Consider the following 24,565-nt stretch of genomic DNA (forward strand, 5'->3'; position numbering starts at 1 on the left):
AAGAAAGCAACGGTGCCGTTCTTTATTCTTTACGCAAGAACCACGCCAATGCATCCCAGAAACGACGTCGCTCACGGAACAGAGCGGTCGAAGCCTTGCACTCAGGGGAATGAATAAAGAATTTTTTTACCGAATTTGAAGATTTTGTTACCAAACGCCTCAAAACAGCCCCGCCCCCGCACGCACCGAAAACGCACAATAAAAAGCCATTCGGCACGCCCATGGTGCGCCAACGGGCAGAAGCTGCTTCCAACACCCGGCCAAAGGTGGCAACATCGCGCCTTTTTCGCGCACTCAGGCCGAAAAGCGAGCCCCAGGCAGAGACACCGTTTGTCTTGCGGCGACAGTCTGCTGCGATGATGCGACACCCCGTTGCATAACCTCGCTCGCTTGGTCTGACGTTTGTTGGTTGTCCTTCAAACGCTGTGCTAGCTTGGCGCTCGCCCGATAGAAGGCACGCACAATACATATGAGGTCCCCACATGGCCGAGGCCACGCCCGCCCTGGAAATCCGTAATCTGCACAAGCGCTACGGCGAGCTTGAAGTCCTCAAGGGCATCTCGCTGACAGCCCGCGACGGCGATGTGATCTCTATCCTGGGTTCATCCGGTTCCGGCAAGTCCACGCTGCTGCGTTGCATCAACCTGCTGGAAAACCCGCATCAGGGCCAGATTCTGGTGGCTGGCGAAGAACTGAAACTCAAGGCCGCCAAAAATGGCGAACTGATCGCCGCCGATAGCCGGCAGATCAATCGCATGCGCAGCGAGATCGGTTTCGTCTTCCAGAACTTCAACCTGTGGCCGCACATGAGCGTGCTCGACAACATCATCGAAGCCCCACGCCGTGTATTGGGCCAGAGCAAGGCCGAGGCCATCGAAGTCGCTGAAGCCCTGCTGGCCAAGGTCGGCATCTCCGATAAACGCCATGCCTACCCCACGCAACTTTCCGGCGGGCAACAACAGCGGGCTGCCATCGCACGCACTCTGGCCATGCAGCCTAAAGTGATCCTGTTCGATGAGCCGACCTCCGCCCTGGACCCGGAAATGGTTCAGGAAGTGCTCACGGTCATCCGCGGCCTGGCTGAAGAAGGCCGGACGATGATGCTGGTTACCCACGAAATGAGCTTCGCCCGGCAGGTTTCCAGCGAAGTGGTCTTTTTGCATCAGGGACTGGTCGAAGAACAAGGCACACCCGAGCAGGTTTTCGAGAACCCGCAGTCGGAAAGGTGTAAACAATTCATGTCGAGTCACCGCTAACGGAGCAACACCCATGCAGACGTACAAAAAGTTCCTGCTGGCAGCCGCTGCCACCCTGGCACTCACCGGCAACGCCTTTGCCGAAACCCTGAAAATGGGTATCGAAGCCGCTTACCCTCCGTTCAACAACAAGGACGCCAGCGGACAAGTCGTCGGTTTCGACTACGAGATCGGCCAGGCCCTGTGCGCCAGGATGAAAGCCACATGCGAAGTCGTGACCTCCGACTGGGACGGCATCATTCCGGCGCTCAACGCCAGAAAGTTCGACTTCCTGATCTCGTCGCTGTCGATCACCGACGAACGTAAACAGGCTGTGGACTTCACCGAACCGTACTACTCCAACAAGCTGCAGTTCATTGCGCCGAAAGATTCGCAGATCAATACCGACAGCATCGAAGCTGCCAGAAAGTCTCTGGACGGCAAGATCGTCGGTGCCCAGCGCGCCACCCTGTCCGGCACCTGGCTGGAAGACAAGCTGGGCGACAGCGTGACCGTCAAGCTGTACGACACTCAGGAAAACGCCTACCTGGACCTTGCGTCCGGTCGTGTCGATGCCATGCTGGCCGACAAGTACGTCAGCTACGAATGGCTGAAAAGCGACGCGGGCAAGGGCTTCGAGTTCAAGGGTGACCCGGTCGAGCAGAACGACAAGATCGGTATTGCCGTACGCAAGGGCGATCCGCTACGTGAGCGCCTGAACGACGCCCTGAAAGAAATCATCGCTGACGGCACCTACAAGAAAATCAACGACAAGTACTTCCCGTTCAGCATTCTCTGATCTGCCTGACGTGACCGTCGCGCCCTTTTCAGCGGCGTGACGGTCCGTCCTTAGCAAAGCCTGCCCATGAATATTGACCTTCAAGGATTCGGCCCGGCCCTTGCGGCTGGTGCGCTGATGACTGTTCAGCTTGCCCTTTCGGCCCTGTGTCTAGGGCTGGTGCTGGGGCTGCTCGGCGCCCTGGCAAAAACGTCGTCTTACAAGCCATTGCAATGGCTGGGCGGCACTTACTCCACGCTGGTACGCGGCATCCCCGAATTGCTCTGGGTATTGCTGATCTATTTCGGCACCGTCAACGGCATGCGCGCCCTGGGCGAGTTGCTGGGCATCCCCGGCCTGGAACTCAACGCCTTTGCCGCAGGCGTCATCGCCCTTGGCCTGTGCTTCGGCGCCTACGCGACCGAAGTCTTTCGCGGTGCCATTCTGGCTATCCCCAAGGGCCATCGAGAGGCTGGCCTGGCACTGGGCCTGTCACGCTCGCGCATTCTCTTCAAGCTGATCCTGCCGCAGATGTGGCGCATCGCGCTGCCTGGCCTGGGCAACCTGTTCATGATCCTGATGAAAGACACCGCTCTGGTGTCGGTCATCGGTCTGGAAGAAATCATGCGACATTCGCAGATTGCCGTGAGTGTCACCAAGGAAGCTTTCCTGTTTTATCTGGTCGCCGCGTTCATGTACCTGGGCCTGACCATTCTGGCCATGATCGGCATGCACTTTCTGGAAAAACGCGCCGCTCGCGGCTTCGTGAGGAACGCGTCATGAACTGGGACGTCATCATCAAATGGCTGCCGAAACTGGCACAGGGCGCAACGCTGACCCTGGAGCTGGTGGCAATTGCCGTCGTCGTCGGCTTGATCATCGCCATTCCACTGGGCATCGCCCGTTCGTCAAAACACCTGTCCGTTCGCGCCCTGCCCTACGCCTATATCTTTTTCTTTCGCGGCACACCGCTGCTGGTGCAATTGTTCCTGGTCTATTACGGACTGGCACAGTTCGAGGCCGTGCGCAAAGGCCCGTTGTGGCCCTACCTGCGTGATCCGTTCTGGTGTGCGGTCATCACCATGACCCTGCACACGGCCGCCTACATCGCTGAAATCCTGCGTGGCGCGATCCAGGCTGTACCGGTGGGAGAAGTCGAGGCCGCACGGGCTCTGGGCATGTCCAAGTGGAAGGCGCTGTTCTACATCGTCCTGCCCCGTGCCGCTCGCATCGGCTTGCCAGCCTACAGCAACGAAGTGATCCTGATGCTCAAGGCCAGCGCTCTGGCCAGTACCGTGACCCTGCTGGAACTGACGGGCATGGCCCGTACCATCATTGCCCGCACCTACCTGCCGGTGGAGATATTCTTCGCGGCCGGCATGTTCTACCTGATCATGGCCTACGTGCTTGTACAAGGTTTCAGATTACTGGAACGGATATTGCGCGTAGACGCCAGCCAAGGACGCTGATATGAAGGGGGCTGGCTTTCATTTGGCCACCCCTTCATACCCGGTCACCATCATGCCCTCTGACACTTGTTTGCAGGATGAACACCTTCGTTCCCGTTTTCGGGCGTTGGACAGTTTTCTATTCGCACACCAGTCGTTGTGGCGACCGAGACCCTTTACGCAGCAGCACCTGCCGTGGGAAGCGCAATACGCAACACTGGCCCAATGGTTGCGCCAGCGCACACTGGCTCAGGCCGAAGCCGCCCACAATCATCCCGAACAGGTGGACGCACCCTACCCCTTCCCACAACTGGCCGATGAAGCCTCCGCACTGACGCAGGTTGGTGCACTTCCGGTCTACCCGCTCGAAGCGGTAGCGGCACGTCAGAGTGTCGATGTACCGGGGCGCAAATGGCAGCAGATAGAAGCATTTGCCAGCCACCTGGATTTCCGGCACACCGCCAGCCACTGGCTCGACTGGTGTTCCGGCAAAGGGCACCTGGGTCGTCGTCTGACACAGGCCGGACAACAGCTGACCTGCCTGGAGCGCGACCCGGCGCTGGTCGAAGCCGGACGTAAACTCAGTGCCCGCCAGAACATCGAGGCCATGCATATCGAGCAGGACGTCATGGCCGATGACACCTGGCGGCATCTCAAGCCAGAACATACTCCCGTCGCGCTGCACGCCTGCGGCGACCTGCATGTGCAATTGATGCACATCGCCAGCCAGACCGGTTGCGTGCAAATGGCCATAGCCCCCTGCTGCTACAACCGCACACGTTTCGACGAATATCAGGCGCTGTCCAGAGAAGGCCAAAGCTCGGCCTTGAAACTGTCGCGGGACGACCTCGGCCTGCCACTGAGCGAAACCGTCACGGCAGGTGCCCGAGTACGCCGCCAGCGCGACACCTCCATGGCCCGACGCCTGGGCTTTGACCTGCTGCAACGAGCATTGCGGGGCGTCGATGAATACCTGCCGACCCCTTCGCTGCCCGTCAGCTGGCTGGATAAACCCTACAACGAATACTGCTGCGAACTGGCCGAACTGAAAAACCTTCCTGCACCGGGCCAGCAGGACTGGTCCCGGCTGGAGGCCACCGGCTGGCAGCGACTGGCCCAAGTACGCAACCTGGAACTGGTGCGAAACCTGTTCCGTCGACCGCTGGAATTGTGGCTGGTCCTGGATCGGGCCATGTACGTGCAGGAGCATGGCTACAGCGTCAGTGTCGGCACCTTCTGCGACAGCCAGCTCACCCCCCGCAACCTGCTTGTCCTGGCTCAAAAGCATTGACTCACATCAACAGAACATCCTGTGGATAACTCTGTTGATGAATTTTCAGACAAGCGTTTCAAAACCTTGGTACACCAATTACCGAAGCCCCCAGGCTTTTTCTGACGCCCCGGTCAGAAGCCTTGAAAAACGGGGCTTTCAGGCAAATTTCAAACAATGGCGTACGAAGGAAGCAAAAACGTTTTTTTTCTGAAGGGGTTGTGCATAAAGGGTGCGGGGGTAAGGTTTTTCGCGAATGAATTCGCTCCTACGCAGATCGGTGTAGGAGCGAATTCATTCGCGAAACCCACGTCTTCAAAACCTACCTGCGCGCCAGCTCATGCTTGATGCATTGCTCGTAGTAGGTCTGCTTGATGGCAGCGGGTTTGAGGCGGGAGGTGCTTCGGTAGGTCTGTTCGGTGATGCCCATGGCGGTCATGCGCATCCAGGGTTGGGGAAATTTGCGGGTCTGCAACTTCTTGCGTGCCCCGTAGAGCGAAATCCCGGACAGCTTCGACTCCTGAGCCCCGGCGGCAATCCCTGAACCCCATGTGCATATCGAGCGATTGCTCTTGCTCACCTCCTTGGCCTGAACCCCGAACGAGACGCCGGCCAGGACAAAAACAGCAACGGTCAATGCAAGACTCCGCATAGCGCCAGCACCCAAGTTTCTGAAAGGAACGCGAGTTTGCCAACGAAACAGAAATCAAAGGGCCAGCTATGTGCTTCTTTTTAGGGGTGTTTTTGAGGATTCTGGTTGGTCGCGAATGAATTCGCTCCTACACCGGTGGGAGCGAATTCATTCGCGAAGACGATCAATCAAAACCTCGGTTTGACCGTTTTCCAGTCCGGCTTGTAGCGCTGCATCTGTTTCACGTCGTCGCGCTGACGGATACCGCAACTCAGGAACTGGTCGTGCAGCTTGCCGAGCTGGTCGTGGTCCAGCTCCAGCCCAAGGCCAGGGGCGCGGGTGATTTTTACGCAGCCGTCGACGATGGGCAGCTTGCCGCCCTTGATCACTTCTTCATCCGGCTCCTGCCACGGGTAATGGGTGTCGCAGGCGTAGTCCAGATTCGGCACTGAAGCGGCAACATGGGCCATGGCCATCAGGCTGACGCCCAAATGCGAGTTGGAGTGCATCGATACGCCAAGGCCAAAGGTCTGGCACATTTTCGACAAGGTTTGAGTATCCCGCAGGCCACCCCAGTAATGATGGTCAGCCAGCACGATCTGGACGCTGTTCAACGCCACGCTGCGACGGAACTCGTCGAAATCCGTCACCACCATGTTGGTGGCCAGCGGCAGGCCGGTGCGTTTGTGCAGTTCGGACATGCCTTCGAGCGTCGGCGTCGGGTCTTCGTAATATTGCAGGTCATCGCCCAGCAGTTCCGCCATGCGGATGGAGGTTTCCAGCGACCAGTTGGCATTCGGGTCGATGCGCAACGGATAGCCGGGGAATGCCTTCTTCAGTGCCTTGATACAAGCCACTTCATGTTCGGGCTCCAGCGCTCCGGCCTTGAGTTTGATGCTCTTGAAGCCATAAGCCTCGATCATGCGCCGGGCCTGGGCGACGATCTGCTCTTCGTTCAGGGCCTCGCCCCAGTTGTCGGGTTTGTAGGGCGAATCAATGTGCTGCGCGTACTTGAAGAACAGGTAGGCACTGAACGGTACTTCATCACGAACCGCGCCGCCCAGCAGGTCCACCAGCGGGACGTTCAGGTAATGGGCCTGAAGGTCCAGAAACGCCACTTCAAACGCCGAATACGCGTTGCTGACCGCCTTGCTGGCATGAGAACCGGGTGCCAGTTCAGCGCCCGCCAGGCTGTCGGTCTTGTTGGCGGCCACGGTGGCCTGCACGATGCTGCGCAACTGGTTGAGGTTGAACGGATCGAGGCCGATCAGCTGATCCTTCACGCGCTCCTGAATCGCCAGCGCCGGGGCGTCGCCGTAGCTCTCGCCCAGGCCGATGTAGCCGTTGTCGCTCTCGATCTCGATGATCGAGCGCAAGGCAAAGGGTTCGTGAATCCCGCTGGCATTGAGCAGCGGTGGATCGCGAAAGGCGATGGGGGTCACGGTCACTCGTTTGATTTTCAAGGTAATGCTCCCGATCCAGTATCAGTGTGTGGCAGCGCGACCCGGCGCAGCCGCTTCGGCTGGCTTGCCATGTCGGCTGGCAGGCGTTGTGCGGGCAAAGAAGATCACCACGGCAGCCAGCAGCGAAGTCGCCGCCAGGCCATACAGGCCGCCTTCGATCGAACCCGTGGTTTGCTCAAGAATCCCGAAGGTCGTGGGCGCGACGAAACCGCCCAGGTTGCCGATGGAGTTGATCAGTGCGATGACCGCCGCCGCGATGCGGGCATCCAGGTAGCTTTGCGGAATCGGCCAGAACAGCGCGGATGCCGCCTTGAACCCGATGGCCGCAAAGCAGATCGCGACAAAGGCGAAGACCGGGCCGCCCGTCGTGGACATGAACATGCCGAACGAGGCGATCACCAGTGTCAGCGCCACCCAGGCCTGCTGGAACTTCCACTTGCTGGCCATCGCGGCGAAGCCGTACATCGCCACGATGGAAATGATCCAGGGCACCGAGTTGAACAGGCCGATCTGGAAGTCGCCCAGATTGCCCATTTTCTTGATCATGCTCGGCAGCCAGAAGGTTGCACCGTAGATGGTCAGGGCGATGGAAAAGTAAATGAAGCAGAACAGCGCAATCTGCCGGTCCGCCAACAGCTTGAAGATCGATGGCCGGGCAACCTGATTGGCTTCCCGCTCGCGCTGTTCATCGGCAATGGCCGTGATCAGGACGCTTCTCTCTTCATCAGAAAGCCATCTCGCCTCACTGGGATGAGATTGCAGCCAGAACCAGACAAACGCACACAGCAAGACCGAGGCGAAGCCTTCGATCAGGAACATCCACTGCCAGCCATGAAAACCCAGGCCGTTGATATGCAACAGCGCACCGGAAACCGGCCCGGAAATCACGGAGGCGATGGCTGAACCGCTGAGGAAAACCGCCATGGTCTTGCCCCGCTCGGACGACGGCAGCCATTGGGTGAAGTAATAAATGATGCCGGGGAAAAAGCCCGCTTCGGCGGCACCCAGAATGAAACGCAGCACATAGAAACTGGTTTCACCCTGCACGAACGCCATGGCCATGGCCGCAGCGCCCCAGGTGAACATGATGCGCGTCAGCCAGGCGCGGGCACCGTAGCGTTGCAGCAGCATGTTGGACGGCACTTCAAACAGGGCGTATCCCACGAAGAAGAGCCCGGCACCCAGCCCATAGGCCGCAGCGCCAATGCCCAGGTCGGTTTCCAGATGGCTGCGTACAAAGCCGATGTTCACGCGGTCGATGTAGTTGACGATGAACATCACCACAAACAGCGGCAGCACATGGCGCTTCACTTTGGCGGCTGCGCGGGCCAGTACGGCGGGGTCTGTGGCGCTCGGGTGGTTGTTCAAGATGCGACTCCCGTTCATTGTTTTTTTAGGGACGAATCGATCATGGACTCACTGATTGTTACCGTCTAATCTAACTTGGCATTCCATTGATACCCGGATTAGATCAATGTTCGAGCTGACTCAACTGCGTTGCTTCACCACCGTCGCGACTGAACTCAACTTCCGCCGCGCCGCCGAACGGTTGAACATGACGCAGCCACCGCTCAGCCGGCAGATCCAGTTGCTGGAGCATCATCTGGGGGTCGATCTGTTCACCCGCACCACCCGCAACGTCACCCTGACCGCGGCGGGCCGCGCCTTTTTCGTCGAAGCCCAGAACCTGCTGGAGCGCGCCCAGCAAGCCGCCGTCACGGCCCGGCGTTTTGCCGAGGGGGACATCGGCTCGGTCAATATCAGCTTCGTCGGCAGTGCCGTGTATGAGTTTCTGCCCAAGGTCATCGCGGAAGCCCGGCTCAAGCAGCCCCACGTCAAAATCAACCTGTCGGAAATGAACACCTATCAGCAGCACGAAGCGTTGCGCGCACGCCGTATCGACCTGGGCATCGTGCGCACGCCTTTGCTGGAAACCGGCTACGCCACCGAGTGCCTGGTGCGCGAGCCTTTCGTACTGGCCGTCCCCAGCAACCACCGGCTGGCCAGCAGCGAAACCGTGTCGGTCAAAGACCTCGATGCGCAACCCTTTCTCATGTATTCGCACTCCGCCTACCCACCGTTCAACGAACTGCTGACCGGCATGCTCCGTTCGGCCCGGGTTGCTCCGGAATACGTACAGTGGCTGGGCTCGTCCCTGACCATCCTGGCGCTGGTCAATGCCGGGATGGGGCTGGCGCTGGTCCCGCGTTGCGCCACCAGTGTTGTCTTCAGGAACGTGGTGTTTCGGGACATCGATCTGGGGGAAGGCGTCCAGAGCGAACTGCACCTGATCTGGCCCGAGAACAACGACAACCCGGCTTTTGCAATGTTGCTGGATGGGATCAGAAAAGCGGTACGCGAGGGTTGGGGCGACAACCGTCAGGAAGGGTTTACCTCATGACCTCAGGCTTATAGGATAACCAGCCGTTAGTTGGTTTCTGTCTTTATCTCTGCAAGACCCTTTATCGCTTGGCTATTGATTTAAATAGCCATGCGCATTCCCGTGGAAAACGATAAAGAAACATAAAGAAACAATTTAACTAAAACGGCAATTGTTCCATTTATTTTCACGTTATGACTGAGTCGACACAATGAGCAATACTGATTCCGGTTCCACTACAGCCCCCTCCTTCAGCATTGCCATCGTCAACTACAAGACACTTGAAATCACCAAGATCTGTCTGGGCCTCTTGCAACAACACTTGGGCAACACCCCTCATCAAGTCTGGGTCGTCGATAACGACTCCGCCGACGACAGCACCGAATACCTGCGCACGCTGGACTGGATTCACCTGATCGAGCGCAAGAGTCCTCACCCGGAAAGCGGTCATATTGCCCACGGCAAGGCACTCGACATGGTGCTAGAGCGGGTTGAAACCGACTACCTGTTCCTGTTGCACACCGATACATTCATTTTCGATCCGCGTGTGTTTTCCATGATGCTGGACAAATGCATCAAGAACCCGAAAGTTGCGGCTGTCGGCTGTGTGGAACAACTAAATCGGGGCACGGCCAGAACCCTCTGGCGCTTCAGCTCCCGACTGTTCAAACATCATTACCGTCGCCTGAAACTGTCTCTGGGCCTGCGCTCCAAACAGCCCAAGCCTTATCGGGAAGAACACCTGAAAAGTTTCTGTACGCTCTGGAACACCCGGCTCATGAAACAACACGGCCTGCATTTCCAGATGGATGAACGTGTACCGGGTTATACCCTGCAAGACACCATGGTCACACTGGGCCATGACATCGAGTTCCTGTCGCCCCGCAAGATATTCAGCTACCTGGACCACATCCAGGCAGGTACGGTTTCGGCAGCCGGCGGCTATGACACGAACCATCGCCGAGTAAAAATGTACAACGACATCCTGCGCCGTGTTAACAAGGCCAACCCGACACTGAACACCTGATGACGTCCCCCGACGACCGGAGCAGCAATGACCGCCACGCCCCAGACACTGCCCATTACCCTGTCTCCCGAGCTTGATTTCGATCTGGCGGCCGCTGGCAAACTGGGACAATCGTTGACCGATCGATACACACAGGCCACGCCCTTTGCGCATATCGTCCTCGACGACTTTCTGCCACCCGACCTGATCGCCAGCCTGTGCGAGCACTTCCCGGCCGAACCGACCGACAATGAAATGCTCTACGAGCGCGGCTACAAAGGGCAGCACAAACGGCAGATCAGCCCCAATGAATGCGACCCGCATCTGCGGAAGATCTTCAGCGCCTTCAACTCGGCCCCCATGCTGCATTTTCTGGAAAAGCTCACCGGTATCGAAGGGCTGATACCCGACCCGTACTTCACCGGCGGAGGCCTGCATGAAACCAAAAAGGGTGGTTTTCTGGGGGTGCATTCGGACTTCAGGCTGAACAAGAAACTCAACGTCGATCGCCGGATCAACGCCATCATTTACCTCAACCCGGACTGGAAAGAGGAATACGGCGGCAACCTGGAACTCTGGGATGTGGACATGCGGACGTGCCTGAAAAAAGTCCTGCCCATCTATAACCGCTGCGTGATCTTCAACACCGACGCCGACAGCAACCACGGGCACCCGGAACCGTTGACGACGCCCGAGCACATCACCCGTCGCTCCGTCGCGTTGTATTACTACACCGCCTCGAAGGGGCCGATAGACCCCACGCAAAGAAACAAGACCCATTACAAGCCAAGGCCCAAGGACCTTCTGAGCCCCCGGTACTACCTGAACAAACTCATCAGGAAGAAAAACTGAGGGCTACCCGGCTCAGAACTGGTCGTTTCTCAGGTTGGAGAACTGCGAGTTGCGATTCTGCAACTTGCGCAATGTCAGCTTGTAGACGCTGGATTTGACCTGGCTGCCCATGGGCGTTTCCTCGAGCAGAATCCGGTTGGACGCATAGGCACAACCGGTGTTGAGCATCTTGTACTTGAGCTGATACAGGCCTGCATCCATCTTGGCGAAGGCGAACACCGCACCCGCCGGGATGAATGCATGCCGATAGGCATTACGCCCCACGGCATCGGTCACCTTGGCATAGACCGCCGACTCGCCACCGGAATTGTCGATGATGATCTGCGACCAGCCACTGTCCTTGCGCAGCGGCATGTCCTTCACATACCCCGCCTTCTGAGGCCATGCAGCGCCCATGGGGTCCAGATCCGGCACTACACACTCGGGCTGCGCAGGGTCCACCAGTTTGGTGGGACTCCCCACGGTGTCATCCACAGGCGCGGGAGCCGGCTTGACCCAAGTGGTATGGACCGGCAGGGCCTCGGTGGGGATATACGCCTTGTGTGCATCCGGGTCATACCCCATCCAGACACCGGCACCGCAGAAAATCATGAACACCAGCGCCCAACGCAACAGGCTGCGCCGACGTTTACGCCCCGACGCCTTGGGCACCGGTTGCGGTTGAGGCTCCGGACGCGCCTGAGCGGGCCGAGGCGGAGGGGATGGCGCAGGTCGCGGTTGAGGTGCAGCCGCAGCATACGCGCTGGCAGCACGCGCCGCCGTAGGCTGAACCTGCCGATTCAAACCATAGGCTTCCCTGGCACGGCGCTCTTCATACGCCAGCTGCGCATCATAGGCCGCACGTTTGGCAGCATCAGCCAACACATCATGGGAAGCGTTGAGAATGCACATCAGATCCGATGCGTTGGGAGCCGGATTCCTGTCGGGATGCAGCTGCTGGGCCAGTTTGCGATAGGCTTTCTTGATCTGATCAGGAGAGGCATCGCGCGGAACCTTGAGCTGCTCATAATGAGTAAGAGTTCTCTGCATATGTCTTGCTGTCCATGGCGGCATGCCATTTAACAAGCTATATCGGCAAGATTTCCGCTTACATCAGTCCTGTGTGCCTGACGACCCGGACGAAAATGCCCGGATCCTTGGACCCGGGCATTTTTGAAGCATCAGTACAGCTATACACGACAACTCTTCAGCCCAGTCCCGACCAGCGGTTTACTGCACGACCGCGGCAAGGTTTCGATCCATCGAATACCAGAGACAATCCTTGTCTTCCCGGCTGAAAAGCCAACAACCCTTTCCGTTATTGCGTGTGGTCCGGGCCGTTGAAACCAAGCTTATGCAAGCCCCCACCGCCTCGCAAACAGGGGCAAACGGCCAATGCCCTCAACCGACGTAAAACAATCTCGGATTGCCATCAGCTCTCAACCGACCGGTTCAAAAGGCCCGCATAAAAAGTCTGAACCCCACACAGCCCTCAACCACGCTCCAAAGCACCCAAGACAACGCCAAAGCTCCCCGCTTTCAACATCATCCCCCAGCCCCATCGCTCAAAAACCGGGGAAACCACCTACAAGCCAGCCTGCAAACATCCCGCATTCCGGTCATACGCCACACCGCACTCCGCTTTTTTTCAACCGAATCAGACAGCTAGGCTTTACAAGCTCGCCAGACTCTATATACTCACCGCCCATTACGCCGGTATAGCTCAGTTGGTAGAGCAACTGACTTGTAATCAGTAGGTCCCGGGTTCGACTCCTGGTGCCGGCACCATACGAAGTACCAAAAGAGGCTCACCGAAAGGTGGGCCTTTTTTGTTTCCGGCGCCTGTAGGAGCGAATTCATTCGCGAAACGCCGCCAGACCGTAGGACCTTTCTGAAATACAGGAAGACCTCCCATAACCGCTTGTCGATGCCCTAGACCACGACTACCTTCCTGCCTGTCGCCAACCAGCGACCGGGTTTAGTCGCCCGAACATCGTCAAGCAAAAATGCGCACCATAACCATTGCCGCCTCCCTGACACCGGCATGGCTCTTTATGGTGGCTGTGTACGGGGCACCTCCGGGTGCGCCGGGTGCTTGACGTCCCGGTCGACTAACCCGTGCATAGCCACCACCTTTCGTTTAGTCGCGAAACGTGATGGCTCAACCACGTCAAGGAGTCACCGTGATCAGAACCACAGCACATCCCCCTCAAATCCCAACAACGTCCCGCGAAATCAATATCGGCCTGTTCAACGTAAAGCCCGGTGTCAGGGTTGAAGATGCTCTGGTACTCGCTTCCGAATACCTGCTCTGTGCAGCGGCAACGGCTTATGAGGCTGCCGATAACAGCACTCGGGAGTTTCGGCCATTGGCGCAAGCGGTGGTGCATCAGATAGAAGCGGCGCGGGCGTTGGTTGAAGCGTCGGTGGCGGGGCTGGAGAACAAACAGGGCAGTCAGTAAGGGCATGAGGCATTAGCCAGGACATTTCGACTTCCGGGGTACTTCCGGGGCGACTTCCGGGGTGAATCAGCTTTTTTGACCCCGGAAGATCTGTCGAGGCGTCATGCACAGCCCTACATTCAGCCTCACTCACACTCATTTCTAACCCGCTATCACTGATACCTATTTAGCATCATTGTCATATTAAGAAACATATCGTGTAGCCGATGTAGGTGTGAATAGCCTCTCTCATCCCCTCGGCTCTTACGAGATCACAACAATGTCGCTACGGAATCTGGGTATCGCATCAAGGGCCACTCTAGGGTTTGCGCTGATCGCTTTGATCGTGGTGCTGCTCGGGTTGTTGAGCCTGCAAAAGCTGCATTCGTTGAATCAGTCGAGCCGTGATATTGGCAAGAACTGGCTGACCAGTACGCGTTTGCTGGGTGAGATGGCCGATACCACGACGCGTTTCCGGACCATGTCGTATTTCATTCTGGTCAACCGCTCCAAGGCGGATGTCGACAAGGCTGAGGCGCGTCTGAATACGTTGACGCAGAAGGCCAATCAGATCGCGGACAGTTATGCACCGCTGGTCAGTACCCCGGAAGAAGGCGCGGCGTTCAAGCAGTTCAAGGATGCCCTGCAAAACTACCTGCAGGCTCAGGATCGGCTGCGCAAGATTTCGCTGGCGGGTGAGACCGATCAGATCAACGGTTTGATCATCGGTGACCTGAAGGTGTATTCGGACCAGATAGCACCGCTGCTCGAGAAGCTGATTGCCTTGAACACCACGGGGGCCAACAAGGCGGTGGAGGATGCCAGCAGTCAGTATGAAAGCTCTCGCTTCATGATTGCCGGGATGATTATCGCGGCAGCCTTGCTGACCGTGTTGCTGGCGGTTCTGCTGACGCGCAGCATCGTGCGTCCGCTCATGGATGCGGTGCAGGTGGCTGAAGACGTTGCGGCGGGGGATCTGAGCAAGACCGTGGTCGTGCAGGGCAAGGATGAGGTTTCACGCTTGCAGCAGGCCTTGAGCGGTATGCAGCTCAATCTGCGCAAGACCATCCAGCAGATTTCCGACTCGGCAGCGCTGTTGGCGTCTGCGGCCGAGGAGCTGGATGCCGTGACCACCGAGAGCAGCCGCGGGCTTCAGCAGCAGAATAACGAGATCGAGCAGGCCGCGACTGCGGTCAACGAGATGACGGCGGCGGTTGAGGAAGTGGCACGCAATGCGGTCTCGACGTCCGAGGCTTCGCGGCTGTCCAGCCATTCGGCGCAGGAAGGGCGTCATCGCGTCAGTGAAACCCTGTCGTCGATTCAGCAGATGACGAAAGATGTGGCGGTAACATCCGATCAGGTTCGCTCACTCGCTGAGCAGTCCCAGGCCATCGGCAAGGTGCTGGATGTGATTCAGGCCATTGCGCAACAGACCAACCTGCTGGCCCTGAACGCCGCGATCGAAGCGGCACGCGCCGGTGAGGCTGGCCGTGGTTTTGCGGTGGTGGCCGATGAAGTGCGGGCGCTGGCCCATCGTACCCAGACGTCGGCCCAGGAAATCGAAGTCATGGTGGGCGGTATCCAGACCGATACCGAACAGGCGGTGATTTCGATGCAGAACAGCAGCTCCAAGGCTGAAGCGACGCTGGACATTGCCCAGAGCGCGGGTCAGGCACTGGAGGAGATCACCAAGGCCATCAATGAAATCTCGGAACGCAATCTGGTGATCGCCAGCGCCGCCGAGGAGCAGGCTCAGGTGGCCCGGGAGGTTGATCGGAACCTGGTGAACATCCGCGATCTGTCATTGCAGAGCACGACAGGAGCCGACCAGACCACCACCGCCAGCCATGAGTTGTCACGCCTGGCGGTGGACTTGAGCAAGATGGTCAGCCGCTTCAAGGTGTGAAGGGCATCAGGGGATGAGGATGACCTTCTCTCCCCTGCCCTCGTTGACTTCGGCATAACGCGCCAGTCCCTCGCTCATGGGGGACTCGAACAACCCGCTCGGCAGCGCCAGCAAGCCCTGATCGAAAAACTGCCCGAACTGATTGAGCATGCGGGCGCAGGCTTCGCAGTCGTAGAGCAGCGAGTTGATCCCCACCACCGAGCCCCCTTTGCGGTACAGCGCCAGCGCGGGTAACTGGACGTGACCGTCGACAGGCGCAGCAATGATGGCAATGCGTCCGAAGGTGGCCAACGCCGTTACGGCTGCGGGTAACCAGAAGCCCGTGGTGTCGAAAATGACGTCTGCGCCGCCCTGGAAGGTCTGGTTGACCTGACTGGCCAGCTCCTGAGCAGTATCGAGCAGGATGCCGTCGAAGCCTGCGGCTTGCAGGTTTTCCAGATGCTCGGGACGGCGCACCGCACCCAGCACTTTCGCGCCCAATATCTTGCCCAGCGCCATGGCCGCACTGCCGACCGCGCCGTTGGCACCGATCACCAGCAGGCGAGTGTCGCGAGCCACGAGGCTGCGTTGCAGTGCATCCCAAGCGGTGGTGTAAGGCACGCCAAGGCTGGCGGCTTGCGCAAAGCTCAGGGTCTTGGGTTTGAGAGCAACGCCTTTGGCGGGCAGGGTAAGGAACTCGGCATGGGACCCATCACGGAAGAAACCCGGCTCCCTGCCGGTTCCCCAGACGTCCTGCCCCAGCAACTCTTGCGGCCCCTCGACGACAACACCGGCAAAGTCCCGGCCAGGGATGCGCGGCAGTGTGGTGTAAGGGAAACGGCCCAGTACGTTCTTCACATCGCTGGGGTTCAGGCCAGCGGCTTTTACGTGAATCAGGACTTCTCCGTCGGAGGGCACTGGCTTGGGCAGTTCGACGTACTCCAGTGCCGCCAGGTCGCCGGTTCGGGAAAATTGCAGGGCTTTCATGGGTGTCTCCGCACAAGTCATGGAATGCGCAGAGTGTAGAGAGAGGCGCGGCAGGCTATCGGCCAAGGGCTTCAGGATATCGGTCAGATGGGCATCGTGTGGGAGCGGATTCATCCGCGAAGAGGCCCGTGTATTCACAGCATCTGCGTTCGTCAGAAAGAATGTCTTCCCGGATAAATCCGGTCCCACACACAGGGCGGTGTTGTGTCAGGGGGTGAGGTATTGCGAGGGTGCTGTGCCCAGTTCGCGGCGGAACATGTCGCTGAAACTGCTGGGGCTGTAGCCCAGCGAACGGGCAATGCGGCTGACCGGAACGCCCTGGATGATTTCGGCCACGGCCGTCGCCAGTTGCACCTGTCTGCGCCATTCGGCAAAGCCCATTCCCAGTACACCCTGAAACAGGCGAGCCAGGGTGCGGACACTGGCACCGGCGTTTTCAGCGTGTTGCTCGAGCGAGATATTCAGCGACGGTTCGCTCATGACCGCCTGACAGAGGTTCATCAGACGTCGATCAGAGCCGTCGGGCATCGGGACTTTCAAGAGGGAACGCCTGGCTCGCTTGAGCTCCAGCAAGGCAAGGCTGACCAGCGCATCGTAGTATTGCGGCTCTCGATCCCGGTCCTGTGCGACAAGATTGAGAATAAGCTCGCGCAGCAAACCGCCCACTTCAAGAACTTGAACCGAGCGCTCCAGCGTCTGGGCAAGGGCCGGACGCAGGTAGATATTGCGCATTTCCAGCTCCGAAACCACGCGAATGCCATGCTCGACACCCGGCGGCAGCCACACGGCTCGTTGCGGTGGCACGACCAGCGCTTCCTGGGGTGTCTCGACCCACATCACCCCGGACATCGCATACAGCACCTGGCCCCACACATGATCATGCGGCTCGGTGTAATGCCCACGCGGGTAAGTGCGTGCCAGAGGTTGCACGGGGATGGCGATATCGGTGAGGTCTGGAGGTGCGGCGAGTGCCATGGCGTCATCGGCGTGGGCAAGGATAAGCGCATGGTAGCCGACAACCTTCTCGCGTCGCCATTTATCGCTCCCCATAAAAAATGCCCCGATCCGGAGATCGAGGCATTTTCGACAGCGGTTTACACAGTCACGTCTTAGAAGACGTTGATTGGGTAATCAACGAAGATGCGAACTTCGTTACCTTCGCTGTTGTAGGCCTGAGCGTCAGAAGAAACACGCAGGATCGAGCTACGCAGGCGAACGGACAAGTCCTTGGCCGGGCCGCCCTGTACAACGTAGGTCAGCTGGTTGAAGAACTCGCGCTCTGTACCATTGCCGCTACCCGCAGTGCCGTCGTCGATGTTGTCACCGCGAACGTAGGCCGTCTTGTAGCTCAGGCCTGGAGTGATCAGGCTGGACAGGTCGACGCCGTAGGCCACTTGCCACGAACGCTCGTCCTTGCCGTTGAAGTCAGACCAGTAGGAGTTGGCCAGGTAGATGGTGTTGCCGCCATCACCGAAGCCACCGGCATTCCGGTAGCCGCCATAGTTGTAGCCGGTTTCACCGGAGCTACGCTGGTGAGCCAGGGTGAAGGAGTGGATACCCACAGCCCAGGTCGCCGCCAGGCTCCAGATCTTGTTGTCACGTGCGCCAGCAGCCGCTGCGTCCGAGTAGTCCTTGTCCAGCTTGGTCTTGTAGCCGTTGAAGTCCAGAGTCAGGGACTGGTCTTGTGGCAGCGAGAAGACGTAGTTCAGGTTCAGGTACTGCTTCTTGAAGACATCTTCGTTGTCAGAGGCATAGGCCGCTGCGCTGAAAGCGTCGGTGAACTTGTAGCTACCACCGAATACGTTGATGCTCTTCAAGCCACCGCTGTCGCGAGCTTCGGCGCTCTTGCGAGCTTCCTGAGTGAAGCGACCGGCAACCAGCTCCAGACCTTCGATCTCTTTGGAAGTGATCATGGTACCGGTGTAACTTTCCGGTAACAGGCGGGAGTTATCGTAGCTCAGCACTGGCAGCTGAGGCATTTGATCGCCGTACTTGAGCACAGTGTTGGAGACGCGGAATTTTACCGCTGCGCCAGCACGCGCCAGGTCATGGGGTGACGAGGTCGGAATATCATCGCCATTTGCGTCAACGCCGGCACTGCCTCGCTTGAAGAAGTCGATACCGCCAGCGCCGCTACGACCTTTACCGCCATCCAGACGGATGCCGTACAGACCGAATGCATCGACGCCCACGCCGACTGTGCCCTGGGTGAAACCGGACGTGAAGGTACCCATGAACGCTTGGCCCCATTCGGCCTTGTCGTCACCGCCATTCTTGTAGTCACGGTTGATGTAAGCGTTACGCAGGTTCACGGTCAGGTGACTGTCTTCAACAAAACCTTTGGAATCTGCCTGTCCCTGGGCCATCGCCTGACTGGCGCTCATGATGCCCAGAGCGAGCAAACCGATACGTTTGTTAAACATCTTATTTTCCTTCTTAAACACGGATTGACACGCGCCGTGGCGGCTTCCCTGAGGTCGGCCGGGGGCTTCCGACTTGAACGAACAAGTATAGAAGCCCGAACGAAATCATCGCAGTGGACTACAGATGCACGTATATGGCGTATAGCCACAAGCGGTGGGACCTGAATCCTAGTCTCAGGGCTTGAGGGGTGTCAAACGCGGAAATAGCCGGTTCAGAAGGCTCGCACACACCACTCAGTCCTTGAGAACACCTAACAAAGCCTCCAGCTCTGCCTCATTGAACAAACCTGCCGGGTAGCGCTGCAAAAGCAGTGCACGTACATCCGGTCTGGGTTTTGGAAGTCTGGTCGTCCTTAACCAATCAGCCATCATCTGACGAGCCTCGTTACTCGCAGACAAACCACGAGCATGATGCTGGTTGATACCTGCGTTCATAATGGACAACCTCTTGAGTCATGAGGGGCTAAATCTACGGACGCTTTGTGACAGGAAAACGAAAGAAACCTCCACTTATTTACTCGCCGTCGGGTTTACCTCAGGGTAATTGCTACAAAGCGTTACCCAAAGAAAAAGCCCATCAGGAGATGGGCTTAGCTCAGCAAGAACAGGACCAACTGGCTGGTCTGAATGTAAAAAAGTATTACAAAGATGCTTTTCGTGGGGCGGGCTGCTGCTGGGTGAGGCAATGGATGTTACCCCCGCCCAACAATAATTCACGGCCAGGTGCCATCACCACTTCATGCTCCGGGAAGAGCCGCTGCAGGATTTCACGGGCCTTTTCGTCCATGGGGTCATCGAAACTCGGTGCAATGATGCCGCCGTTGACGATCAAAAAGTTCACATAAGAAGCAGCCAGACGCACCGAAGGGGAGCGTTCCTGACTGCCGTGCACCTTATCGACGCCTGCGCATTCTTCCTCGGTCGCAAACAACGGGCCGGGAATCGGCATTTTATGGACGGTGATTTCGCGTCCTCTGGCATCCCGGGTGTTTTCCAAAATACTCAACGCCGCGTGGCAACGTGTGTAGTTGGGGTCTTTGGGATCATCGGTCCAGGCGAGTAGCACTTCACCCGGACGCACGTAGCAGCAGAAGTTATCCACATGCCCGTCCGTCTCGTCATTGAACAGACCGTCGGGGAGCCAGATGACTTTATCCACAGACAGGTTATCGCTGAGCACGGCCTCGATTTGTGCACGAGAAAGGTGCGGGTTGCGGTTGCGATTGAGCAGGCATTCTTCCGTGGTAATCAGCGTGCCTTCACCGTCGACGTGGATCGAGCCACCTTCCAGCACGAAACCTTCCGTCGCGTAACGCGGGCAACGCTCGATTTCCAGTACCTTGCTGCCCAGTTGCGAATCCAGGTTCCAGGGTGAATACAACCCTCCGTCGAAGCCGCCCCAGGCATTGAAGTCCCAGTTCACGCCACGCACTTCGCCCTGATCGTTGATGACGAAGGTCGGCCCGGTATCCCGCACCCAGGCGTCGTCATTGCTGATTTCCACCACACGGATATTGGGCATGTCGAGGTGGGCACGGGCGTTGTCGTATTGCCCGGCAGACACCGCGACCATAACCGGCTCGAAACGCGCGATGGCCTTGGCGACCGCAACGTGTGCGGCCTGCGCAGGTTTACCACCCAGACGCCAGTTGTCGGGCCGCTCAGGCCAGACCATCCAGACCTGAGTCTGCGGTGCCCATTCGGCAGGCATGTGAAAGCCATCGGCCCGTGGCGTGCTCTTGAGCGTCGTCATGGCGATCAGGACTCCAGCGAGCCGTCGAGGGTCTTGACCGCGCCGTACAGGTTCGGACGACGGTCACGGAAGGTCCCCCAGGCACTGCGGATGTGCTCCAACTCATCCAGGTCGAAGCTGTGGACCAGAATGCCTTCTTCGGTTTCGTTCAGTTCCTCGACTTTCTCACCGAACTGGTTGGCGATGAATGACGAGCCGTAGAAGGTGATGTCGTAACCGTCCTGCTCTTCGTTGCCGATACGGTTGCTGGCGATCAGCGGCATCAGGTTGGCGCCGGCATGGCCTTGCTGCACACGCTGCCAGTGATCGCGGGAGCTGATGGTCTTGTCATGCGGCTCGCTGCCGATGGCGGTCGGGTAGAACAGGATTTCCGCCCCTTGCAGCGCCATGCTGCGCGCGCACTCCGGGAACCACTGATCCCAGCAGATGCCCACACCGATTTTCGCGTAACGGGTCTGCCAGACCTTGAAGCCGGTGTCGCCCGGGTTGAAGTAATACTTTTCGTGGTAGCCGGGGCCGTCCGGGATATGGCTCTTGCGGTAGATGCCCAGGTTGCTGCCGTCGGCATCGATGATCGCGATGGAGTTGAAGCGCGCACGCCCGGCCAGCTCGAAGAAGCTGATCGGCAGGACGACCTGCAACTCTTTTGCAATCTTCTGGAAATGTTTGATCGCCACATTGGATTCTAGGCTGGTCGCCAGTTGCAGGTAATCCGGGTTGGGCTTCTGGCAGAAGTACGGCGTCTCGAACAGCTCCTGGATCAGGATGATCTGAGCCCCCTTGGCAGCGGCCTCACGGACCAGCTTTTCAGCGGTTTCGATGTTGGCTTCCAGATCCCAGGAACAGGCCATCTGGGTAGCGGCGACGGTGACGATACGGCTCATGGAAATGCCTCCTGGGCGGGCTCATGACAATCATGGACAGCGGTAGGAGCGCATTCATTCGCGAATGGCTTTCGCGGTTAAAACCGCTCCTACGGATAGGGTCGCTTTATAACGGATAAAAATCGGCTTTTAAAGTAGATAAAGGCTTAAAAAATGATAAATCATCACTTTAAGCCGATACCCATCGAATTTACTCCAGCTCGCTCAACACCTTGGACACACTCTCGACAAAAAATTCCACACTTTGCCGGGTGGTGCACATGGGCGGCTTGATCTTGAGAATGTTCAGGTAATCCCCTGTCGGCTGCATGAAAATACCCAGTTCTCGGAGACGATCGCACAGTTGCGCGGTTTCTTCGGTGGCGGGCTCCAGCGTCTGACGATCCCTGACGAACTCGACCCCCAGATAGAACCCCATGCCATGTACCGCGCCCACCAGCGGGTGTTTATCGACCAGTGCCTGCAATAACGCCTTGAAGTGATCGCCTGTGATCCTTGCGTTGTCCCACAGTTTTTCTTCTTCCATGACATCCAGCACCGCCATGCCGATCCGGCAACTGACCGGGCTGCCGCCGGAGGATGAAAAGAAATAGCCCTCGGCCTCCAGTGCTTCGGCAATTTCACGACGAGTAATGACGGCTCCCAGAGGGTGGCCATTCCCCATGCCTTTGGCCATGGTGATGATGTCCGGCACCACGCCCTGCTCCTCAAAGCCCCAGAAGTAATGGCCCAGACGGCCATAACCCACCTGCACCTCATCGGCAATGCACACGCCGCCCTGCTCACGGATCTTCCGATAAACGTGTTGCAGATAACCCGGCGGCAGGGAGATCCCACCGGCATTGCCATAGACCGGCTCGCAGATAAAACCGGCGACCTGCCGCTGTTGCTCTGCCAGCCTCGCCAGTACCTGATCGACGCTGCGCACATACTCCACCGCACTGTCGCTGCCACGATAAGGACCGCGGTAGGTATTGGGTGCCGTTACCGGATGCACCCAGTCGGGGCGTGTGCTCAGCGCCTGCGGGTTATCGGCAATCGAGGTGGAGATAGCATCGGTCGCCACCGACCAGCCGTGATAGGCCTCCAGCACGCTGAGCATGTCGCGCCCGCCGCTGTAGGCCCAGGCCAGTCGGATCGCCAGATCGTTGGCCTCGGTGCCGCTGTTGACCAGAAAGACGCGGTCCATTCCTTCCGGTGCCAGCGCGAGCAGGCGTTCGGAAAACTCGGCGATGGCCGCGTAGTGAAAACGGGAATTGGTGTTGAGCAGCGACCACTGACGCCCGGCCTCATGGGCCATGCGTGGATGACCATGCCCCAGCACCGCCACGTTATTGAGCATGTCCAGGTAGGAGCGGCCCTGCATGTCGATCAAGTGATTGCGCCAGCCACGCTCGATCTGCGGCGGAGCCTGATAATAATGTTTCTGCGAACGGGCGAAGCTGGCGTCACGCCGCGCCAGAAGCTGCGCACTCTCCGGAAGCGCCGGGGCATCGCAAGCGAAACCCAGCATGGTCGAAGGCGAGGGGCAGAACGCACGCCAGGCCGCCGCCCGTGAAGGTGTTGTAAAGAGCGGCGGGCTCAGCTCGGTATCCGTGCACAGTTGCAGTAACAAGGAACCGCCGCCCTGCCCGATCACATCCCCGGCCGCCACGCGGCTTCCCGCTTTCAAACCTGTCACGGCCCCCCACAGTTTCAGGCTCACCTCGTCGCCGACCAGCCATATCGCGGCATCGGCCGTCTGACGCAAGGTGGCATTGAAAGGCGCATGCAGGGGCGTTTCGGGCGGAATATGCAATTCAACGTGCAAGGCACAGGTGTCGGGCTCTCTGGCACTGTCCGGCACGGTGCGCGACAGGCGGTATTCACCGAACCGGCTGGAGGCCAGACCGGTCTCTTCTGCGACATCCGCCAGCACACGCTCATCGATGCCGTCTTGCTCCCAGTTCCCGGCCACGAAGTGTTCGCTGAGCACGCCCAGGTCCACCGGCTGGAAGGTCCGGCCCGTCAAGCTCGGTAGCAAGGGGAAGTAGACAGGCTGCGTGATGACCGGCAACTCGACCCCGGCCGCCTGAAGAATCGCCGCCTCCATCAGCGTCATCGGCACCGATGTCGCCACATCGAAAATACCCCACTCGCCCGCGAGGTTGGCCTGGATATAGGCGTTATCCGGCTCGACACGGGCCTGTTGCTCACTGCTGAGTACCAGCACCGTCGAACGCGCCACGATCAACGGCCACAAGGCTTGCAGCTCGGCAACCGTCAGCGGGTTAATGGCGTGATACGCCCGTACGGCGGGCAGGATGTAAAACGGATCGCCGTCGGCATGGTGCAACAGCGCGGCGCAGGTCACCGAAAGATCCGCCACCCGCCAGGTCGTGACCAGATCCCCGAAATCGATCAACCCCTGCAATTGCCAACAGCGGCTTGCATCCCGTGCCCAGACAACGTTGTGCTCGGTGATATCCAGATGAACGGCCTGTATCGGCAGTTCCGGGATCAGCGGCAATAGACGGCCATGCGCCTGTTCAGCAGCTTCGATCAGACAGGCCCGCTCATCGGCGCTGTCGATCACGGGCAACAGATGCTTGCTCAGTGCATAAGCGTGCCGGGGGTCCCATTGCAGAATCCGCTCGAGACCGGGATGCTTGAAATCGGCCAGCGCCACATCGACCCAGGCACACACGGCCCCCAGCTCTGCCACGACCTCATGGCTCAGGTGCCCGACATGCCCCAGCGACTGGCCGTCGATGAACTCCAGCAAGCGCACATGAAAGGCACGCCCGTCGATCTCCAGGGATAACCGTTGCTCGGTGTCGTTGGCCCGGATCACACCCGGCACCCGCACGGATGAATGGCTGGCCAGATGCTGCAACGCCGCATGCTGGGCGTCCAGCTCAACAGCCGAGTAGTCGCCATGGCAGATTTTCAGCACATACCGACGCTGACCGGCGTCGAGCAGAAAGTTGCGATCCTGCTGGCTGCCCAGCGCCTTCAAGGCTCCCGTCAATCCGTAATGCTGCTCAAGCCATTGCAAGGCCTGCTCAACAGAGACCTCCGGGCAAGGCAGGCTGGATCGGCGGATAAGCGTAGCAAGCGGCATGTGGCGACCTCGTTCTTGTCATAACCCTCGGCCAGACAGGCAGAGGG

General features: G+C 58.7%; 21 protein-coding genes and 1 tRNA gene. 11 read left to right on the top strand and 11 right to left on the bottom strand.

Translation table 11 applies throughout. From position 1 onward, the window contains the following. Positions 1–482 precede the first annotated feature (482 nt). From ACIPY9_RS04455 to ACIPY9_RS04475, 5 genes are all read left to right on the top strand, one after another. Positions 483–1,256, top strand: coding sequence for an ABC transporter ATP-binding protein (locus ACIPY9_RS04455; RefSeq protein ID WP_400697316.1), 774 nt, complete (start codon positions 483–485; stop codon positions 1,254–1,256). A 13-nt stretch (positions 1,257–1,269) separates the two neighbouring features. Further along, on the top strand, positions 1,270–2,034 hold the full coding sequence (locus tag ACIPY9_RS04460) for an ABC transporter substrate-binding protein (protein ID WP_400697317.1): 765 nt from the start codon (positions 1,270–1,272) through the stop codon (positions 2,032–2,034). Positions 2,035–2,100: 66 nt separating this feature from the next. Then, positions 2,101–2,796 carry an ABC transporter permease gene (locus ACIPY9_RS04465; protein WP_400697319.1) on the top strand — a complete coding sequence of 232 codons (696 nt, stop codon included), beginning with the start codon at positions 2,101–2,103 and terminating at the stop codon, positions 2,794–2,796. Further along, positions 2,793–3,482, top strand: coding sequence for an ABC transporter permease (locus ACIPY9_RS04470; protein ID WP_400697321.1), 690 nt, complete (start codon positions 2,793–2,795; stop codon positions 3,480–3,482). The genes ACIPY9_RS04465 and ACIPY9_RS04470 overlap by 4 nt, the downstream gene beginning before the upstream one ends. Before the next feature lies 1 nt (position 3,483). Beyond that, positions 3,484–4,752 (top strand): methyltransferase, encoded by a 1,269-nt coding sequence (locus tag ACIPY9_RS04475; RefSeq protein ID WP_400697322.1) that lies wholly within the window; start codon positions 3,484–3,486, stop codon positions 4,750–4,752. 301 nt (positions 4,753–5,053) lie between these two features. On the opposite strand, the gene ACIPY9_RS04480 is transcribed toward ACIPY9_RS04475, so the two are convergent. The 3 genes from ACIPY9_RS04480 to ACIPY9_RS04490 form a co-directional block, all read right to left on the bottom strand. Continuing rightward, complete coding sequence (locus ACIPY9_RS04480; protein WP_400697324.1) at positions 5,054–5,383, bottom strand: hypothetical protein; 330 nt, start codon at positions 5,381–5,383, stop codon at positions 5,054–5,056. A 167-nt stretch (positions 5,384–5,550) separates the two neighbouring features. Further along, positions 5,551–6,825: a glucarate dehydratase family protein gene (locus ACIPY9_RS04485; RefSeq protein ID WP_400697326.1), complete on the bottom strand. Its 1,275-nt coding sequence runs from the start codon at positions 6,823–6,825 to the stop codon at positions 5,551–5,553. A gap of 21 nt (positions 6,826–6,846) precedes the next feature. Then, the gene (locus ACIPY9_RS04490; RefSeq protein ID WP_400697328.1) at positions 6,847–8,211 is read right to left on the bottom strand and encodes an MFS transporter; all 1,365 of its coding nucleotides are present in this window, start codon (positions 8,209–8,211) and stop codon (positions 6,847–6,849) included. An 88-nt stretch (positions 8,212–8,299) separates the two neighbouring features. Between ACIPY9_RS04490 and ACIPY9_RS04495 the strand changes: the two genes are divergently transcribed. From ACIPY9_RS04495 to ACIPY9_RS04505, 3 genes are all read left to right on the top strand, one after another. Then, positions 8,300–9,226: a LysR substrate-binding domain-containing protein gene (locus tag ACIPY9_RS04495; protein WP_400697329.1), complete on the top strand. Its 927-nt coding sequence runs from the start codon at positions 8,300–8,302 to the stop codon at positions 9,224–9,226. Positions 9,227–9,416: 190 nt separating this feature from the next. Then, entirely contained in the window at positions 9,417–10,232 is an 816-nt protein-coding gene (locus ACIPY9_RS04500) for a glycosyltransferase (protein WP_400697330.1), read from the top strand. Between the two features lie 27 nt (positions 10,233–10,259). Then, positions 10,260–11,063 (top strand): 2OG-Fe(II) oxygenase, encoded by an 804-nt coding sequence (locus tag ACIPY9_RS04505; protein WP_400697332.1) that lies wholly within the window; start codon positions 10,260–10,262, stop codon positions 11,061–11,063. Between the two features lie 12 nt (positions 11,064–11,075). Here ACIPY9_RS04505 and ACIPY9_RS04510 read toward each other — a convergent pair whose 3' ends face one another. Continuing rightward, positions 11,076–12,092, bottom strand: a complete 1,017-nt coding sequence (locus tag ACIPY9_RS04510) for a J domain-containing protein (protein ID WP_400697333.1) — start codon at positions 12,090–12,092, stop codon at positions 11,076–11,078. Positions 12,093–12,754: 662 nt separating this feature from the next. On the opposite strand from ACIPY9_RS04510, the gene ACIPY9_RS04515 reads away from it, so the two are divergent. The 3 genes from ACIPY9_RS04515 to ACIPY9_RS04525 all read left to right on the top strand — a co-directional run bounded on the left by ACIPY9_RS04515 (position 12,755) and on the right by ACIPY9_RS04525 (position 15,389). Continuing rightward, positions 12,755–12,830: transfer RNA gene (locus ACIPY9_RS04515), tRNA-Thr, on the top strand. Positions 12,831–13,225: 395 nt separating this feature from the next. Continuing rightward, complete coding sequence (locus ACIPY9_RS04520; protein WP_400697335.1) at positions 13,226–13,504, top strand: DUF6124 family protein; 279 nt, start codon at positions 13,226–13,228, stop codon at positions 13,502–13,504. A gap of 259 nt (positions 13,505–13,763) precedes the next feature. Next, positions 13,764–15,389, top strand: a complete 1,626-nt coding sequence (locus tag ACIPY9_RS04525; RefSeq protein ID WP_400697336.1) for a methyl-accepting chemotaxis protein — start codon at positions 13,764–13,766, stop codon at positions 15,387–15,389. A 6-nt stretch (positions 15,390–15,395) separates the two neighbouring features. Here ACIPY9_RS04525 and ACIPY9_RS04530 read toward each other — a convergent pair whose 3' ends face one another. From ACIPY9_RS04530 to ACIPY9_RS04560, 7 genes are all read right to left on the bottom strand, one after another. Next, complete coding sequence (locus ACIPY9_RS04530; protein ID WP_400697337.1) at positions 15,396–16,355, bottom strand: zinc-binding alcohol dehydrogenase family protein; 960 nt, start codon at positions 16,353–16,355, stop codon at positions 15,396–15,398. A 207-nt stretch (positions 16,356–16,562) separates the two neighbouring features. Further along, positions 16,563–17,330 (bottom strand): AraC family transcriptional regulator, encoded by a 768-nt coding sequence (locus ACIPY9_RS04535; protein ID WP_400697427.1) that lies wholly within the window; start codon positions 17,328–17,330, stop codon positions 16,563–16,565. Positions 17,331–17,464: 134 nt separating this feature from the next. Next, positions 17,465–18,778 carry an OprD family porin gene (locus tag ACIPY9_RS04540; protein WP_400697338.1) on the bottom strand — a complete coding sequence of 438 codons (1,314 nt, stop codon included), beginning with the start codon at positions 18,776–18,778 and terminating at the stop codon, positions 17,465–17,467. A gap of 234 nt (positions 18,779–19,012) precedes the next feature. Then, complete coding sequence (locus ACIPY9_RS04545) at positions 19,013–19,213, bottom strand: hypothetical protein (protein ID WP_400697340.1); 201 nt, start codon at positions 19,211–19,213, stop codon at positions 19,013–19,015. A gap of 205 nt (positions 19,214–19,418) precedes the next feature. Then, a complete protein-coding gene (aguA, locus tag ACIPY9_RS04550) occupies positions 19,419–20,531 on the bottom strand; it encodes an agmatine deiminase (protein WP_400697341.1) in 1,113 nt (370 codons plus the stop codon). Between the two features lie 5 nt (positions 20,532–20,536). Beyond that, positions 20,537–21,415 (bottom strand): N-carbamoylputrescine amidase, encoded by an 879-nt coding sequence (gene aguB / locus ACIPY9_RS04555; RefSeq protein WP_400697343.1) that lies wholly within the window; start codon positions 21,413–21,415, stop codon positions 20,537–20,539. A 190-nt stretch (positions 21,416–21,605) separates the two neighbouring features. Then, positions 21,606–24,518 carry an aminotransferase gene (locus ACIPY9_RS04560; RefSeq protein ID WP_400697345.1) on the bottom strand — a complete coding sequence of 971 codons (2,913 nt, stop codon included), beginning with the start codon at positions 24,516–24,518 and terminating at the stop codon, positions 21,606–21,608. Positions 24,519–24,565 lie beyond the last annotated feature (47 nt).

Origin of the sequence: Pseudomonas sp. NPDC089734, assembly GCF_044748865.1 — a bacterium.
Taxonomy (GTDB): domain Bacteria; phylum Pseudomonadota; class Gammaproteobacteria; order Pseudomonadales; family Pseudomonadaceae; genus Aquipseudomonas.

What these genes read in the sequence shown, in the direction of transcription:
- ACIPY9_RS04455 (WP_400697316.1), top strand. Translation starts at nt 483, where the DNA reads ATGGCCGAGGCCACGCCCGCCCTGGAAATCCGTAATCTGCACAAGCGC.
- ACIPY9_RS04460 (WP_400697317.1), top strand. Translation starts at nt 1,270, where the DNA reads ATGCAGACGTACAAAAAGTTCCTGCTGGCAGCCGCTGCCACCCTGGCA.
- ACIPY9_RS04465 (WP_400697319.1), top strand. Translation starts at nt 2,101, where the DNA reads ATGAATATTGACCTTCAAGGATTCGGCCCGGCCCTTGCGGCTGGTGCG.
- ACIPY9_RS04470 (WP_400697321.1), top strand. Translation starts at nt 2,793, where the DNA reads ATGAACTGGGACGTCATCATCAAATGGCTGCCGAAACTGGCACAGGGC.
- ACIPY9_RS04475 (WP_400697322.1), top strand. Translation starts at nt 3,484, where the DNA reads ATGAAGGGGGCTGGCTTTCATTTGGCCACCCCTTCATACCCGGTCACC.
- ACIPY9_RS04480 (WP_400697324.1), bottom strand. Translation starts at nt 5,383, where the DNA reads ATGCGGAGTCTTGCATTGACCGTTGCTGTTTTTGTCCTGGCCGGCGTC.
- ACIPY9_RS04490 (WP_400697328.1), bottom strand. Translation starts at nt 8,211, where the DNA reads ATGAACGGGAGTCGCATCTTGAACAACCACCCGAGCGCCACAGACCCC.
- ACIPY9_RS04495 (WP_400697329.1), top strand. Translation starts at nt 8,300, where the DNA reads ATGTTCGAGCTGACTCAACTGCGTTGCTTCACCACCGTCGCGACTGAA.
- ACIPY9_RS04500 (WP_400697330.1), top strand. Translation starts at nt 9,417, where the DNA reads ATGAGCAATACTGATTCCGGTTCCACTACAGCCCCCTCCTTCAGCATT.
- ACIPY9_RS04505 (WP_400697332.1), top strand. Translation starts at nt 10,260, where the DNA reads ATGACCGCCACGCCCCAGACACTGCCCATTACCCTGTCTCCCGAGCTT.
- ACIPY9_RS04510 (WP_400697333.1), bottom strand. Translation starts at nt 12,092, where the DNA reads ATGCAGAGAACTCTTACTCATTATGAGCAGCTCAAGGTTCCGCGCGAT.
- ACIPY9_RS04525 (WP_400697336.1), top strand. Translation starts at nt 13,764, where the DNA reads ATGTCGCTACGGAATCTGGGTATCGCATCAAGGGCCACTCTAGGGTTT.
- ACIPY9_RS04530 (WP_400697337.1), bottom strand. Translation starts at nt 16,355, where the DNA reads ATGAAAGCCCTGCAATTTTCCCGAACCGGCGACCTGGCGGCACTGGAG.
- ACIPY9_RS04535 (WP_400697427.1), bottom strand. Translation starts at nt 17,330, where the DNA reads ATGGCACTCGCCGCACCTCCAGACCTCACCGATATCGCCATCCCCGTG.
- ACIPY9_RS04540 (WP_400697338.1), bottom strand. Translation starts at nt 18,778, where the DNA reads ATGTTTAACAAACGTATCGGTTTGCTCGCTCTGGGCATCATGAGCGCC.
- ACIPY9_RS04545 (WP_400697340.1), bottom strand. Translation starts at nt 19,213, where the DNA reads ATGAACGCAGGTATCAACCAGCATCATGCTCGTGGTTTGTCTGCGAGT.
- aguA (WP_400697341.1), bottom strand. Translation starts at nt 20,531, where the DNA reads ATGACGACGCTCAAGAGCACGCCACGGGCCGATGGCTTTCACATGCCT.
- aguB (WP_400697343.1), bottom strand. Translation starts at nt 21,415, where the DNA reads ATGAGCCGTATCGTCACCGTCGCCGCTACCCAGATGGCCTGTTCCTGG.
- ACIPY9_RS04560 (WP_400697345.1), bottom strand. Translation starts at nt 24,518, where the DNA reads ATGCCGCTTGCTACGCTTATCCGCCGATCCAGCCTGCCTTGCCCGGAG.